A 15082-nucleotide genomic window follows, 5' to 3' on the forward strand; every position below is an offset into this window, starting at 1 on the left:
CCTGCGAGCATTTCCGCAGGTCAGACTAGTTGGCAACGGTGTTCACTGCCGTGTTGCCCGATACCCCCCGCCCGTAGTTCACTGGCATTGCCCGGGGCGAAACGCCTCCGGGTCCGCGCGACGACCGGGAGGCGTCCCCATGGGGGCTGGGCACGACCACGGACATACGCACGGCGGCCCCGCACCGACCGGCACGGCGGCCGCCGCGTACCGGGGACGGCTGCGGATCGCGCTGGGCATCACGCTCACCGTGACGGTCATGGAGATCGCCGGCGGGCTGATCTCCGGTTCCCTGGCGCTGATCGCCGACGCCGCCCACATGGCGACCGACGCACTCGGTCTGGGCATGGCGCTGCTGGCGATCCACTTCGCCAACAGACCGGCCGGCCCCAACCGCACCTTCGGCTATGCCCGCGCCGAGATCCTCGCCGCGCTGGCCAACTGCCTGCTGCTGCTCGGGGTCGGCGGCTACCTGCTGTTCGAGGCGGTGGAGCGCTTCGTCAGCCCGGCCGAGACCAGGGGCGGGCTGACGATCGCCTTCGCCCTGGTCGGCCTTGTGGCGAACATGGTGTCGCTGTCGCTGCTGATGCGCGGGCAGAAGGACAGCCTCAATGTCCGGGGCGCCTATCTGGAGGTGCTCGCGGACACCCTCGGCTCGGTGACCGTGCTGATCTCGGCGGGCGTCATCCTGGCCACCGGCTGGCAGGCCGCCGACCCGATCGCCTCGCTGCTCATCGGCCTCATGATCGTCCCGCGTACGGTGAAGCTGCTCAGGGAGACGCTGAACGTCCTGCTGGAGTCGGCGCCCAAGGGTGTCGACATGGGTGAGGTGCGCGACCACATCACGGCGCTGCCCGGGGTGCTGGACGTCCACGACCTCCACGCCTGGACGATCACCTCCGGCATGCCGGTGCTCTCCGCCCACGTGGTGGTGCACCAGGAGCTGCTCGACTCGATCGGGCACGAGAAGCTCCTGCACGAGCTCCAGGGCTGCCTCGGCGACCACTTCGACGTCGAGCACTGCACCTTCCAGCTGGAGCCGAGCGGGCACGCGGAGCACGAGGCGAAGCTGTGCCGCTGAGCGGCTGAAGCCCCCTGAGCCCGAGCGGTACGGCATCCGGCCGGGCTTCGAGGTGCCGGACGAGGCGATGATGGCACTGGTTCTCGATGATTCCGGGCCGGTACCCCGGGGCATGATCCATTATCCGGCGGCGTTCGGGGTCTGACGTGCGAGTCCGGGCCCCGTGGGGCGCCCGCGTGGGCGCCGCCGGACTGGACATGCCAGGGCCCGAAGTGCGGACAAGGCGCTTTTGTACGGCAGACTTGCGCAGACTCGACGGGACCGGCGCACGGAACCGGGACCACAGCGAAGGATGGGTATGCCGACCACACCAGCCACCGCGGCGAACAGCTCGTCGAACGGCGCAGCAGAAGCGATCATGCTCGAACTGGTCGACGAGAACGGCACCACCATCGGCACGGCGGAGAAGCTCGCTGCCCACCAGGCACCCGGCCAACTGCACCGCGCCTTCTCGGTGTTCCTCTTCGACGAGCAGGGCCGGATGCTGTTGCAGCGGCGCGCACCGGGGAAGTACCACTCCCCCGGTGTCTGGTCCAACACCTGTTGCGGTCACCCGTATCCGGGCGAGGCACCCTTCGCCGCCGCCGCCCGGCGGACGTACGAGGAGCTGGGCATCTCCCCCTCGCTGCTGGCCGAGGCGGGCACCGTCCGCTACAACCACCCGGACCCCGCCTCCGGGCTGGTGGAGCAGGAGTTCAACCACCTCTTCGTGGGCATGGCGCAGGAGCAGCTGCGGCCGGATCCGGAGGAGGTGGGCGAGACGGCCTTCGTATCGGCCGCGGAGCTGGCCGAACGGCATGCGGCGGCGCCGTTCTCGGCGTGGTTCATGACGGTGCTGGACGCCGCCCGTCCCGCGATCCGTGAGCTGACCGGCCCGGCGGCCGGCTGGTAGACGGGGACGACCGCCGGGAGGCGGAGGGGCCGGTCAGGGGCGCGTGGTGAGCGGCAGCACCGCCCAGATGACCTTTCCGCCGCCTGCGGTGTGCTCCACGTCGCAGGCTCCGCCCGCCTCCCTGGTGATCTCCCGTACCAGCAGCAGTCCGCGCCCGCCCGTCTGCGCGTAGTCGGTCTCCAGCGCCGTCGGGCGGTACGGGTGGTTGTCCTCGACGGACACCCGGACCCAGTCGGCGCCCACGGCCACCTCCACGGCGAGTTCCGGGGAGAGCAGCGCCGCGTGCTTCACGGCGTTGGTGACCAGCTCGGAGACGATGAGCAGCAGCCCCTGGGCGATGTCGTCGTCCAGGGGCACGCCCTGGCGGTCCAGCAGATCGCGTACGGCGTGCCTGGCCCGGGGTACGGAGACATCCGTGGCCGGGGCGGTGAACCGCCACACCCCTTCGTACGACACGGGCCCGGCGGGGACACTCCCGCGGCTCTCCATAGACCGGTACCCGCTCTCGACTCGATGGTGACAGCACGTCGAGTACAGGGTGCGGGGCGTAGTCGGTCCGGTCCGTACCACTGAACAGAAGTCGACTTCTATCGACAGTATTTGACCGGATAGTTTTGGATATGTCAGTCGTCAGAGCGCTTTTGCTCATCTACTGAAGGCTGCTCCTGCCCTGCCTGGTCCGGCCCCAGCTGGTCCGAGACCATCGAGACGATCCGGCGGCCGCCCACACCGATCGCGATGAGCCCGAGTCCGTCGAAGAGCAGCGCGAGCGAGAAGAAGCAGCCGAGCACATAGAGGCTGCTGTGCGGCCAGTCGAAGAGGACCAGCAGGCCCAGCAGCAGCCCGAAGGCGCCCTGCAGCAGGGTCCAGCCGAACTGCGGGCCGCGCACCACGACACTGCCGACGAGGCGGAACACCCCGCCGGTCAGGAAGAGCAGCGCGGCGAACATGGTGAGCGCCTCCGCCGTGCCGTGCGGATGGCGGATGACCACGACCCCGGCGGCGATGTTCAGGGCGGCGACCACCACGCCCAGCCAGAAGTAGTTGGTGCCGCGCGACTGGATCGCGTGGAGCAGCCCGACCAGTCCGCCGACCAGCAGCAGCCAGCCGAAGAGGATCATCGAGGTGAGCGTCGCGACCCCGGTGTAGACGAGGCCGACCAGGCCGGCGACGACGAGCACTGCTCCGAGCAGGGCCAGACCGCTGAAACTGCGGCTGAGCTTCCTGCCTTCTTTCGCGGAATCGGCCACCGGAAGCTCCTCGGGGTGCGTGCCTGCTGCGTGACCCCTTCTTGATCATAGGTTCGAACGGTACGGATAGCATCCGGCGCATGGACCGTACGGAACCCCGGCTGGAGCTCGCCGTCGCGGACGGCGTCGCCACCCTCGTCATCAGCAATCCCGCCAAGCGCAACGCCATGACGGCCGCGATGTGGCGCTCCGTGCCCGTACTGCTGGCGGAGCTGGCCGCCGACGCCTCGGTGCGGGTGCTGGTGCTGACGGGCGCCGGGGAGACCTTCTGCGCCGGAGCCGACATCTCCTCCCTGCGCGATCCGGCGGGCGCCCCGCAGGGGCTCGCGGTGGCGGCGGAGGAGGCGCTGGCCGCCTTCCCGCTGCCGACGCTCGCCTCGGTGCGCGGCTACTGCGTGGGCGGTGGCAGCCAGTTGGCGGCGGCCTGCGACCTGCGCTTCGCGGAGGAGGGCGCGTCGTTCGGCGTCACCCCCGCCAAGCTCGGGATCGTCTACCCCGCCTCGTCGACCCGCCGGCTGGTCGCGCTGACGGGACCCGCGACGGCGAAGCACCTGCTGTTCTCCGGTGAGCTGATCGGTGCGGACCGGGCGCTGCGGACCGGCCTGGTCGACGAGGTGCTGCCGGCCGGCGAGCTGGACAAGCGGGTCGAGGCCTACGCCCGGGTGCTGGTGTCCCGTTCGCGGCTGACCCAGGCGGCCGCGAAGGAGTTCGCCTCCGGGCGCGAGGACCGGGACGCCCACTGGGCGGACCAGGCGCGCCGCAGCGGCGACACCGCGGAGGGGGTCGCCGCCTTCCTGGAACGGCGTGCGCCCCGTTTCACCTGGCCGTCCCGGGCGTGAGCGCTCCCCGCCGCCGCGGGGGGCGCTACCGAAGGACGTGGCGGCTCTGGGCCCGCCACTCCTCGACGACATCGGCCGGGGCCTTCTCCGGGGATCCGGCGTCGTAGGGCGGCTGCGGGTCGTACTCGGTCAGCAGCTGGACGGACTGGGCGTACCGGTCGCCCGCGATGCGGCCGAGCAGGGTGAGGCCCATGTCGATGCCGGACGAGACGCCGGCGGCGGTGACGTACTTGCCGTCGGTGACGACGCGTTCGCCGGCCGGCTCCGCGCCGTAGTCCTTCAGCGTGTCGAGGGCGAGCCAGTGCGAGGTGGCCCGCCGCCCCTTGAGGAGCCCGGCGGCCGCGAGCAGCAGTGAGCCGGTGCACACGGAGGTCGTCCAGGTGCTGGCGGCGTCGGCGGCACGCAGCCAGCCGAGCAGGGTCTCGTTCTCCATCTGGGCGCTCTGCCCCGGACCGCCGGGAACGATCAGCAGATCGGGCGACGGGACGTCGTCGAGCGTCCGGTCGGCGACCAGGGAGAGACTGCCGCTGTCATTGCGTACGGGACCGGTCCGTTCGGCGACGAAGACGGTCTCGGCACCCGGGGCACGCGAGAGGATCTCGTACGGCCCGACGGCGTCGAGCGCGGTGAAGCGGTCGAAGAGGACGATGGCGATCTGCATGGGACTGCCTGCCTTCCGGTCAGAGACCGATGGTGACGGGTCGGGTGGGTCCGGCCGGCGGCCGGGGAGCGAACCGCCTGCGGTACTCGGCGGGCGCGGTGCCCAGCGCCTTGACGAACGCGCGGCGCATCGCCTCCGGCGTGCCGTAACCGCACCTCCGCGAGATGCCGGCGACACCGTCCGAGGTGTCCTCCAGCAGCCTGCGGGCCTCTTCGAGGCGGACCCGGTCGACATACCGGCCGGGTGTCATCCCGGTCTCGGCCTGGAACGCGCGGGCGAAGTGACGCGGCGAGAGCCGGGCGCGGGCGGCGAGAGCCTCGACGGACAGGTCCTCTCCGGGGTGTTCGGTGATCCAGTGCTGGACCTCGCGCAACGGTTCGCGGCGGGCCGTCTGGGCGGTGAGCTGGGCGCTGAACTGGGACTGGTTCCCCGGCCTGCGCAGGAAGACCACCAGATGCCGGGCGACGGGTCCGGCGTCCGCTGTCGGGGACGAGCGTGAGACCGCTCGACGTACGGACCGGGGCACCGTCCAGCGAGGCGGTGCGCAGTTCGTACGAGACCTCCGGGAACCGGGCGGCTCCGGCGAAGACCTCCATCGGGCCGGTCACATCGAGGCTCTGGACGCCGTCGAAGAGCACGACGAGTACGGATCGCTGCTTCATGACGCCATCCTGGGCCGCCCCCAGGATGGCCGCAATGACGAGATACCCACCTTTCCTGCCATGGCGGGCCGCGATACAGGTCACCGCCGCCCCGGGGTTCCGACACGTACCGACCAGTCGGTAACGTGCGGGCATGAGTACTCTGCCTCCCCGTGCCGGACGCCGCTGCCACAACGTCGTCAACCCGGTCCACTCCTCGCTCTACTTCTCTCCCGACCTCGGCAAGGAGCTCGGCGCGATCGGGATCACCGACTCCCCCGCCGCGTACTTCGCCTCCCGCGCGGCCGCCATGGGCGCCGTCGGCCCGGGAACGGTGACCGCGACCTTCTACAACTTCAACCACGAGCTCGTGGCCGCACACGTCCCCGCCGTCTGGGAGACCGCCTCGCCGGAGGCCGTTCTCGCCGCGCGGCTGCGTGCCGCCGACTCGACGCTGCGGCGCCTCCTGGGCGAGGAGGTCATCGCCTCCCCCGAGCTGGCGGAGGCCGCGCAGCTGGCCCTGCGCGCCGCAGAGGGCTGCACGCGACACGCCCGGCCGCTGTACGCGGCGCACGCCGACCTGCCGGTGCCGGAGCAGCCGCACCTGGCGTACTGGCACGCCGCGACACTGCTGCGTGAGCACCGGGGCGACGCCCATCTCGCGGCCCTCCTCGCCGCCGAGCTCGACCCGGTGGAGGCCCTGGTCAGCCATACCGCCTCCGGCAAGGGCATGGCGCCGCGCTGGGTGCTGGCCACCCGCGGCTGGCGCCGCAGCGACTGGGAGGACGCCTCCGCACGGCTGCACGGGCGTGGACTGCTCACCGCGGAGGGCGAGTTGACGGAGGCGGGCACCGCGCTCCGGACCGGGCTCGAAGAGACCACGGACCGGATGGACCTCGCGCCGTACGAGCACCTCGGCGGTGCGGGCGTGGCCCGGCTGACCGAGCTGGGAGGCGGGATTCTCCAGAAGGCGATGGCGGCGGGCGCGTTCCCGGCGGATCTCAGGGGATAGCCGGCCGGGCCGACGGCGGCCGGTATGTGGAGTGGCCGGGCGACACGGCGCCCGGCCACCCGGCAGAATGCAGGCGAGTGGCCCGGGACCGGTCCGAACCGCGGACCCCGGGGCCCGACCAGCACAGCCAGTACGAGAAGGCGAGTCGGTAAAACCGTGACGACGTCCATCGAAGGCAGGATCGCCGAGGAGCTCGGCGTACGGGAGCGACAGGTGAAGGCGGCCGTCGAGCTGCTCGACGGCGGATCGACCGTGCCGTTCATCGCGCGCTACCGCAAGGAAGCGACCGAAATGCTCGACGACGCGCAGCTGCGCACGCTCGAAGAGCGGTTGCGGTATCTGCGGGAGCTGGAGGACCGCCGTGCCGCGATCCTCGAATCCGTACGGGAGCAGGGCAAGCTCGACAGCGCGCTGGAGGCGCGGATCCGGGCCGCCGACACGAAGGCGCGCCTTGAGGACATCTATCTGCCGTTCAAGCCGAAGCGGCGCACGAAGGCGCAGATCGCCCGGGAGGCCGGGCTCGAACCGCTCGCCTCCGGCCTGCTGGACGATCCCTCTGTGGACCCGCTCGTCGCGGCCTCGCCGTTCGTCGACGCGGACAAGGGCGTCGCGGACCCGGCGGCGGCGCTGGAGGGGGCGCGGGCCATCCTCGCCGAACGGTTCTCCGAGGACGCCGACCTCACCGGCGAGCTGCGCGAGCGCATGTGGACGCGGGGCCGGCTGGTGGCGAAGGTGCGGGACGGCAAGGAGGAGGCGGGCGCCAAGTTCGCGGACTACTTCGACTTCACCGAGCCGTTCACCGCACTGCCCTCGCACCGGGTGCTGGCGATGCTCAGGGGCGAGAAGGAGGACGTCCTCGACCTCGTCCTGGAGCCGGAGGAGCCGTCTCAGACGCCCGGCCCCTCTTCGTACGAGAACATGGTCGCCCGGCGCTTCGGGGTGAACGACCGAGGGCGCCCCGCGGACAAGTGGCTGGCCGACACCGTCCGCTGGGCCTGGCGCACCCGGATCCTGGTCCACCTCGGCATCGACCTGCGCCTGCGGCTGCGCACGGCGGCGGAGGACGAGGCGGTACGCGTCTTCGCGTCGAACCTGCGCGATCTGCTGCTGGCAGCGCCGGCCGGGACCCGGGCCACGCTCGGGCTCGACCCGGGGTTCCGTACCGGGGTGAAGGTCGCCGTCGTCGACGCGACCGGCAAGGTCGTCGCGACCGATGTCATCCACCCGCACGTGCCGGCCAACAAGTGGGACCAGTCGCTGGCGAAGCTGGAGCAGCTGGCGAAGGCGCACGACGTCGACCTGATCGCGATCGGCAACGGCACGGCATCGCGCGAGACGGACAAGCTCGCCGGTGAACTGTGCGAGAAGCACCCGGAGTTGAAGCTCACCAAGGTGATGGTGTCGGAGGCCGGCGCCTCCGTGTACTCGGCGTCCGCCTTCGCCTCGCAGGAACTCCCCGACATGGACGTCTCGTTGCGTGGCGCCGTCTCGATCGCGCGCCGTCTCCAGGACCCCCTGGCGGAGCTGGTGAAGATCGACCCGAAGTCGATCGGGGTCGGGCAGTACCAGCACGACCTGTCGGAGGTGAAGCTGTCGCGCTCGCTCGACGCGGTTGTCGAGGACTGCGTGAACGGGGTCGGGGTCGACGTCAACACCGCCTCGGCGCCGCTGCTTTCGCGGGTCTCCGGCATCGGTTCCGGGCTCGCGGAGAACATCGTCGCGCACCGCGACACCAACGGCCCGTTCCGCTCCCGCAAGGGGCTCAAGGACGTGGCCAGGCTCGGCCCCAAGGCGTACGAGCAGTGCGCGGGCTTCCTCCGGATCCGGGGTGACGACCCGCTGGACGCGTCCAGCGTGCACCCGGAGGCGTACCCGGTGGTCCGGGCGATGGTGAAGCGGACGGGCGGTGAGGTCGCGTCCCTGGTCGGCAACACGGATGTACTGCGGTCGCTGCGGGCCGATGACTTCGTGGACGAGAAGTTCGGGCTGCCGACCGTCACCGACATCCTCAAGGAGTTGGAGAAGCCGGGGCGCGACCCGCGTCCGGCGTTCAAGACGGCCACCTTCAAGGAGGGCGTCGAGAAGATCGGCGACCTGGCGTCCGGGATGGTGCTGGAAGGGGTCGTGACGAACGTCGCGGCGTTCGGCGCGTTCGTGGACGTCGGGGTGCACCAGGACGGCCTGGTGCACGTGTCCGCCATGTCGAGGACGTTCGTCAAGGACCCGCGTGACGTCGTGAAGCCGGGTGACGTCGTCAAGGTCAAGGTCATGGAGGTCGACATCCCGCGCAAGCGGATCTCGTTGACGCTGCGGCTGGACGACGAGGCCGGTGCGGGTCCGGGTGCGCGGGCCGGTTCCGGTTCCGGTTCCGGCCGTTCGGGGGGTCCGGGCAATCCGGGCGCCCCGACCGGCTCGGGCGACGAGCGGGGCGGCCGCCCGCCGCGCCAGCGGCAGGGCCAAGGCGGTCAGGGCGGTCAGAGCCAGGGCGGTCAGGGGCGCGACCGGCGCGGTGGCGGCAACGGCGGCAGCGGTCGGCAGGCTCCGGCCGCTGCTCCCGCCAACGGGGCGATGGCCGACGCGCTTCGGCGGGCCGGCCTGCTGGACCCGAAGCAGGGCGGCAAGAAGCGGTAGCGGGAGCGCGAGCCCGCCCGGCGCATCGGGGCGGGGTGGGGAGAGCCCGCAGAGGCGGCCTTCTCCCCACCCCGCCCTTTCGCGTACCCAGGGGCAGTTTCCAGCCGCCGGCCCGGGTGCACCGGCCGGCGGCCGACGCGCGTCGCATCCGTCGGCCGCTTCGCACTCCGGCAGATCACTTCCCTCTCGGTATACCAAGTCGGTCTCAAGTAGCGATTCCGTAGAAAATTTTCGACGGTCGACTTGCCCCATTCATGCGCCAAATTCCCCTGCAAATCAGGCAAACGCGGTCGCGGACACTCCAGCCACCTGGAAGCTTGCTGGTATACCGTTCGGCGCAACGAGTACCCGCGTGTACCCACGTCGGTACTCGTTGCGCCGTCCTGCCCCCCTGCCGTCCCCAAGGAGGCTTGATCCCATGCGTCGAATTCCGGCCGCTCTGTCGGTGGCCGCACTGCTGGCGATCACCACCGCATGCAGCTCGCTCTCGCCGCCCGGCAAGGAGACCACCGCCCAGCCGCGCCTGACCGATATGCGTCCGGTGCGCGACGGCGGCACGGTCACGATCGGGCTGAAGTCCGATCCCGACAGGCTCGACCCGAGCCTGACCACGACGCTGGTCGCCCGCACCGTGTTCACGTCCATGTGCGAACAGCTCTACGACGTGGACCAGGACAACAAGTTCGTCCCGCAGCTCGCCGCCACCCTGCCGAAGATCACCGACGGCGGCCGCACCTTCACCTTCACCGTCCGCAAGGGCGCCAGGTTCAGTGACGGTGCCCGGCTGGACGCCGCCGCGGTGACGGCCTCGCTCGACCGTCACCTGCATCTGCGGGGCTCCGGCCGGGCCTCCGAGATCGACTCCGTCGAGAAGGTCACCGCGACCGGCCCGTACACCGTGCGGCTCTCGCTGAGCCACCCCGACGTACCGCTGCTGGGCCGGCTGGCCAACACCGCCGGGCTGATCATGTCCCCGAAGGCCATCAAGAAGTACGGCGCCGACTTCGCCACCCATCCGTCCTGCGTGGGCCCGTTCAAGTACGTCAAGCGGGTCGTTGGGGACCGGATCGAGCTCAAGAAGGACCCGCTCTACTACGACGCGGACAAGGTCCATCTCGACGGCGTCATCTACAAGACCATCACCGACGGCTCCATCCGGATGGCCAACATCCGCTCCGGTGACGTCCAGATCGGCGACCAGATGGGCCCGGTCGAGGTCCGCAACTCGATGGGCGAGAAGGGGCTCCAGCTCCTGAACACCCCGTCGCTCGGCTACATGGCACTGACCCTGAACGTCGCCAACTCGCACGGCATCGACAAGGACCCCAGCCCCGTCGACAGCCCCTTCGGCCGCGATGTGCGGGTCCGGGAGGCCTTCGACCTGTCGCTGGACCGGGCGCTCATCAACAAGCTGGTCTTCCAGGGCATGTACGAACCGGCCTGCGGCCCGGTACCGCCGGGGACACCCCTCAGCTCCCCGGTCACCTGCCCCGGACGGGACGTGGCGAAGGCCAAGCGGCTGCTGAAGGAGGCCGGGGTGAAGACGCCGGTACCGCTGGAGCTGATGATCAACACCACCCCGGAGGACAGCCGTCTCGGCCAGGTCGTGCAGGCCATGGCCGCCGACGCCGGCTTCGACGTCAAGCTCCGCCCCACCGAGTTCGCGACCGGGCTGACCCGGACCCTGGCGGGCGACTTCCAGGCGAGGACCGGCGGCTGGGGCGGTCAGCCCGACCCCGCGGGCAACATCGACAGCCTCGTCGGCACGACGGGCAGCAACAACCAGGGCAAGCTCTCCGACCCGACGGTCGACCGACTGATCGTGGCGGGGCGCAGCACCTCCGATGTGGCCAAGCGCCGCGAGATCTACCGCGAACTCACCGCCGCGATCAACAAGCAGCACGGGGTCATCTACCTCTACCGCAACATCAGTTACGTCTCCGCCTCGCAGGACGTGAGCGGCATCAAGCTCTCCGGTGACGGCCTGATCAGGGTCAAGGAAGCCGGATACACGAAGGGGAGCCGGTGACCACCCTCCGCAGACTGCTCACGTCGTACGTGAGCCGCCGCATCGGCCAGTCGCTGGTGACGATGGTGCTCGTCAGCATCACCGTGTTCCTCGGGGTCCGCGCGATGCCCGGCGACACCGCTCAGGCGCTCGCCGGTGAACAGACCTCCCCCGAGGTGCTGGCCGCGATCCGCTCCGAGTACGGGCTCGACGACAACATCGCCGTCCAGTACTGGCGTTACGTCAGCAACGCGGCCACGGGCGACTTCGGCACCTCGGCCCGCACCGGGCTGCCGGTGCTCGACTCCATCACCCAGGCCCTGCCCATCACGCTGGAGCTGGCCGCGCTGTCCCTGCTGATGGCGGTGGTCGTCGGCATCGGGGCCGGGGTCATGGCCGCCGTGCGGCGCGGCAAGCCGGAGGAGTGGCTGGCCAACGGCATCGCCCTGCTCGGCATGTCGATCCCCGCCTTCTGGCTGGGCATCGTGCTGGTGCTGGTGTTCGCCATCGCCATGCCGGTGTTCGCGGCCTCCGGCTTCGTACCGTTCAGCACCGACCCGCTGGAGAACCTGCGGCGGCTGGTACTGCCCGCCATCGTGCTCGGCTCCGGCCTCGCCGCGGTGGTGATGCGCCAGACCAGGGCCGCGATGATCGACGCGATGTCCTCGGACTACGTGCGCACCGCGCGCGCCAAGGGGCTGTCCCCGGCCGCGGTGATCGGGCGGCACGGGCTGCGCAACTCGCTCGTCACCGTGATCACCGTGCTGGGCCTGCAACTCGGCCACCTGATCTCCGGGGCTGTCGTCACCGAGCAGGTCTTCGTGCTGCCCGGCTTCGGCAAGCTCACCATCGACGCGGTCTTCACCCGTGACTACGCCATGGTCCAGGGCGTCGTGCTGTTCACCTCGGCCGCCTACATCCTGATCAATCTGCTGGTCGACTTCCTGTACTCGGTCGTCGACCCGCGCATCCGGCTCGGAGGTTCCCGATGACCCTCTCCCCGTCGACGGCGGCGGCGCCCGCGCCGGCCACCACGGCACCTCCCGCGTCCCGGCCGCCCACCCGTGCGGCGCGCCTCGCCACCTCACTGCGCCGGCTGCGGCGCAACCGGCTGGCGCTCGTGGGCGCGGTGCTCTCCGCCGTGTTCGTCCTCGTCGCCCTGATCGCACCGCTCATCGCCCCGTACGACCCGGCGCTGCCGGACTTCGACGCGGCGCTGCGCGAGCCCAGCTGGTCGCACTGGCTGGGCACCGACGACCTGGGCCGCGACCAGCTGTCCCGGGTGCTGGTCGGTGTCACCGCCTCCATGCAGGTCGGCGTGCTGGCCGTGCTGCTGGCCTTCGTCGTCGCCGTCCCGCTCGGGCTGGTGGCCGGCTACTACGGGAAGTTCGCCGACACGGCGGTCTCCCGGCTGACCGACACCATGCTGGCGTTCCCGTTCCTGGTGCTGGCCGTGGGGCTCGCCGCGGTGATGGGCCCGTCCCTGGAGAACGCGACCATCGCGATCGGCATCTCGCAGATCCCCGGCATCGTGCGCGTCACCCGGGCCGAGACCCTGCGGCTCAAGCACCTGGACTACGTCGGTGCCGCGACGGCCAACGGCGGCGGCGACGGCGTGATCCTGTTCCGCCACATCCTGCCGAACGCCACCTCGACCCTCATCGTGCAGGCCACCGTGGGCATCCCGTCCGCGATCATCGGTGAGGCGGTGCTCAGCTTCCTCGGCCTCGGGGTGCAGCCGCCCTCGCCCTCGCTCGGTGTGATGCTCTCCAGCGCCCAGCCGTTCATCGCGGACGCGCCCTGGATGGCGGTCTTCCCCGGTCTCGTCATCGTGCTCGCCACTCTGGCGTTCAACCTGCTCGGTGACGGTGTGCGCGACATCCTCGACCCCCGCGGAGGTTCCCGGTGACCGAAGTCGAAACGTCCACCGCGACCGCCGCCGCGCGGAGCGCGGAGCCGGTCCTGCGGGTCCGCGATCTCACGGTCTCCTTCCACGGCGCGGAGCGCACCGTGCACGCCGTGGACGGTGTCTCCTACGAACTGGCGCCCGGTGAGGTACTGGCCGTGGTCGGTGAGTCCGGCTGCGGCAAGTCCGTCACCTCCATGGCCGTGATGGGGCTGCTCCCGCCGACCGCCAGGATCGGCGGGTCCATCACCCTGGACGGCCAGGAGCTGGTCGGCGCGCCGGAGAAGAAGCTGCGCTCGCTGCGCGGCCGCCGGCTGTCGATGATCTTCCAGGAGCCGATGACCTCGCTCAACCCGGTGCTCACCATCGGCCGGCAGATCACCGAGGTGCTCCGCCGCCACCAGGGGCTCGGCCGGGGCGAGGCCAGGGAGCGGGCCGTCGAACTGCTCGGCATCGTCGGCATCCCCGCCCCGCACAAGCGGGTCGACGAGTACCCGCACCAGCTGTCCGGCGGGATGCGGCAGCGCGTGATGATCGCGATCGCCGTCGCGTGCGATCCCGCGGTCCTGATCGCCGACGAGCCGACGACCGCGCTCGACGTGACCGTGCAGGCGGGCATCCTCGATGTGCTCCGCTCGCTCCGCGACCGGCTCGGTACCGCGATCGTGCTGATCACGCACGACCTCGGGGTCGTCGCGGACACCGCCGACCGGGTCCTGGTGATGTACGCGGGCCGCCCGGTCGAACAGGCCTCGGTGGACGAGCTGTTCGCCTCCCCGCAGCACCCCTACACCCGGGGCCTGCTCGGGGCCGTACTGCGTCCCGGCAGCCGGGGCGCGAACGGGCGGGACCGGCTCAACGAGATCCCCGGACTGGTGCCCGATCTGCGCGAGCAGCCCGCTGGGTGCAGTTTCGCCCCGCGCTGCGCCTCCGCGGACGCGGGCTGCCTGACGGACCGCCCGCTGCTGAGCAGGTCCGCCGGCACGCATCTGATCGCCTGTCACCACCCGGCCGGTGCGGCCGGGTCCGCCCCGTCACGAGCCGCCGCGAGCAAGGGAACCGACCGATGAGCGCCAGCCTCGTCCCACCTGCCCGCACCGCGGGCACCGGCACCCCGGTGCTGGCCGTGCACGAACTGAAGCGGCACTTCGACGGGGCCGGCGGCTCCGTGAAGGCGATCGACGGGGTGTCGTTGACGATCATGCCCGGCGAAGTCGTGGGCCTCGTCGGGGAGTCGGGCAGCGGCAAGTCGACGGTGGGGCGGTGCGTGGTGCGCCTGGACCGGCCGACCGGTGGCAGCGTGGAGATCAACGGCAGGGACATCACCGCGCTCTCCTCGCGTGAACTGCGGCCGCTGCGCAAGGATTTCCACCTGGTCTTCCAGGACCCTTCGTCCTCCCTCAACCCCAGGATGACGATCCGCCAGATCATCGCGGAGCCGCTGCGGCTGCACGGTCTGGCGAATCGCGCCGAGGCATCGCGCCGGGTGGACGAGCTCCTCGCGCAGGTGGGTCTGCGGCCCGAGATCGCGGACCGCAATCCCCATGAGCTGTCCGGTGGCCAGCGCCAGCGGGTGTCGATCGCCCGTGCGCTGTCGGTCTCCCCCGACCTGCTGGTGGCCGACGAGCCGACCTCCGCGCTCGACGTGTCCGTGCAGGCGTCCGTGCTCAACCTGCTCGCGGACCTCCAGCGCGACCGGGGCTTCGGCTGTCTGTTCATCACCCACGACCTCGCGGCCGTGGAGTACCTGGCGGACCGCATCGCGGTGATGTACCTGGGCCGGATCGTCGAACAGGCCCCGGCCGCCGAGCTGTTCGCCTCACCTAAGCACCCGTACACGCAGGCGCTGCTCTCCGCGGCGCCGGTGCCCGACCCGGCCGAGCAGCGCGGCCGCAGCCGGATCGTGCTCGGCGGCGATCTGCCCAGCCCGCTGGACCCGCCGCCCGGCTGTCACTTCCACACCCGGTGCCCGCTGGCCACCGAGCGGTGCCGTACGGAGGCGCCCGCGCTGCGGACCCTGCCGGTGGCGGCGGACCCGTCGGTCACCCGCGAGGTGGCGTGCCACCTGGTGGCGGATGACGGCACCGTGCCGGACGCCGCGAAGCCGGCCGCGTAGCACCGCTGCCGGACACCAAGGAGCCCGTCCACCTCGTAGTGGACG

13 protein-coding genes and 2 pseudogenes are annotated in these 15082 nt (G+C 71.2%); 11 read left to right on the forward strand and 4 right to left on the reverse strand.

Annotated elements, in window-relative coordinates:
• The first annotated feature begins 139 nt into the window (after nucleotides 1-139).
• The 3 genes and pseudogenes from ACZ601_RS03195 (at nucleotide 140) to idi (ending at nucleotide 1973) form a co-directional block, all read left to right on the forward strand.
• Nucleotides 140-1081, forward strand: a complete 942-nt coding sequence (locus ACZ601_RS03195; protein WP_469532388.1) for a cation diffusion facilitator family transporter — start codon at nucleotides 140-142, stop codon at nucleotides 1079-1081.
• Nucleotides 1082-1109: 28 nt separating this feature from the next.
• Nucleotides 1110-1226, forward strand: a pseudogene (locus tag ACZ601_RS03200) (GNAT family N-acetyltransferase); the annotation flags it as partial.
• A gap of 153 nt (nucleotides 1227-1379) precedes the next feature.
• Complete coding sequence (idi, locus tag ACZ601_RS03205) at nucleotides 1380-1973, forward strand: isopentenyl-diphosphate Delta-isomerase (RefSeq protein ID WP_440573851.1); 594 nt, start codon at nucleotides 1380-1382, stop codon at nucleotides 1971-1973.
• 33 nt (nucleotides 1974-2006) lie between these two features.
• Here idi and ACZ601_RS03210 read toward each other — a convergent pair whose 3' ends face one another.
• Both ACZ601_RS03210 and ACZ601_RS03215 read right to left on the reverse strand, forming a co-directional pair.
• Nucleotides 2007-2462: an ATP-binding protein gene (locus tag ACZ601_RS03210; protein ID WP_393330576.1), complete on the reverse strand. Its 456-nt coding sequence runs from the start codon at nucleotides 2460-2462 to the stop codon at nucleotides 2007-2009.
• Between the two features lie 134 nt (nucleotides 2463-2596).
• Nucleotides 2597-3223: an HdeD family acid-resistance protein gene (locus tag ACZ601_RS03215; RefSeq protein WP_469532390.1), complete on the reverse strand. Its 627-nt coding sequence runs from the start codon at nucleotides 3221-3223 to the stop codon at nucleotides 2597-2599.
• 80 nt (nucleotides 3224-3303) lie between these two features.
• On the opposite strand from ACZ601_RS03215, the gene ACZ601_RS03220 reads away from it, so the two are divergent.
• Nucleotides 3304-4062, forward strand: coding sequence for an enoyl-CoA hydratase/isomerase family protein (locus ACZ601_RS03220; protein ID WP_469532392.1), 759 nt, complete (start codon nucleotides 3304-3306; stop codon nucleotides 4060-4062).
• Between the two features lie 25 nt (nucleotides 4063-4087).
• On the opposite strand, the gene ACZ601_RS03225 is transcribed toward ACZ601_RS03220, so the two are convergent.
• Nucleotides 4088-4723: a DJ-1/PfpI family protein gene (locus ACZ601_RS03225; protein ID WP_469532394.1), complete on the reverse strand. Its 636-nt coding sequence runs from the start codon at nucleotides 4721-4723 to the stop codon at nucleotides 4088-4090.
• A 19-nt stretch (nucleotides 4724-4742) separates the two neighbouring features.
• Nucleotides 4743-5189: pseudogene (locus tag ACZ601_RS03230) on the reverse strand (GlxA family transcriptional regulator); the annotation flags it as partial.
• Nucleotides 5190-5518: 329 nt separating this feature from the next.
• On the opposite strand from ACZ601_RS03230, the gene ACZ601_RS03235 reads away from it, so the two are divergent.
• From ACZ601_RS03235 to ACZ601_RS03265, 7 genes are all read left to right on the forward strand, one after another.
• The gene (locus ACZ601_RS03235; RefSeq protein ID WP_469532396.1) at nucleotides 5519-6376 is read left to right on the forward strand and encodes an SCO6745 family protein; all 858 of its coding nucleotides are present in this window, start codon (nucleotides 5519-5521) and stop codon (nucleotides 6374-6376) included.
• 156 nt (nucleotides 6377-6532) lie between these two features.
• Complete coding sequence (locus ACZ601_RS03240) at nucleotides 6533-9007, forward strand: Tex family protein (protein ID WP_469532398.1); 2475 nt, start codon at nucleotides 6533-6535, stop codon at nucleotides 9005-9007.
• A 418-nt stretch (nucleotides 9008-9425) separates the two neighbouring features.
• Nucleotides 9426-11036 (forward strand): ABC transporter substrate-binding protein, encoded by a 1611-nt coding sequence (locus ACZ601_RS03245; RefSeq protein ID WP_469532399.1) that lies wholly within the window; start codon nucleotides 9426-9428, stop codon nucleotides 11034-11036.
• Nucleotides 11033-12007, forward strand: coding sequence for an ABC transporter permease (locus tag ACZ601_RS03250; RefSeq protein WP_107421718.1), 975 nt, complete (start codon nucleotides 11033-11035; stop codon nucleotides 12005-12007). Before ACZ601_RS03245 ends, ACZ601_RS03250 begins: the two co-directional genes overlap by 4 nt.
• The gene (locus tag ACZ601_RS03255; protein ID WP_469532400.1) at nucleotides 12004-12924 is read left to right on the forward strand and encodes an ABC transporter permease; all 921 of its coding nucleotides are present in this window, start codon (nucleotides 12004-12006) and stop codon (nucleotides 12922-12924) included. Before ACZ601_RS03250 ends, ACZ601_RS03255 begins: the two co-directional genes overlap by 4 nt.
• Nucleotides 12921-13991, forward strand: a complete 1071-nt coding sequence (locus ACZ601_RS03260) for an ABC transporter ATP-binding protein (RefSeq protein ID WP_469532402.1) — start codon at nucleotides 12921-12923, stop codon at nucleotides 13989-13991. Before ACZ601_RS03255 ends, ACZ601_RS03260 begins: the two co-directional genes overlap by 4 nt.
• A complete protein-coding gene (locus ACZ601_RS03265) occupies nucleotides 13988-15037 on the forward strand; it encodes an ABC transporter ATP-binding protein (protein WP_469532403.1) in 1050 nt (349 codons plus the stop codon). Before ACZ601_RS03260 ends, ACZ601_RS03265 begins: the two co-directional genes overlap by 4 nt.
• Nucleotides 15038-15082: the final 45 nt, after the last annotated feature.

Source organism: Streptomyces sp. NPDC104307 (genome assembly GCF_055584045.1).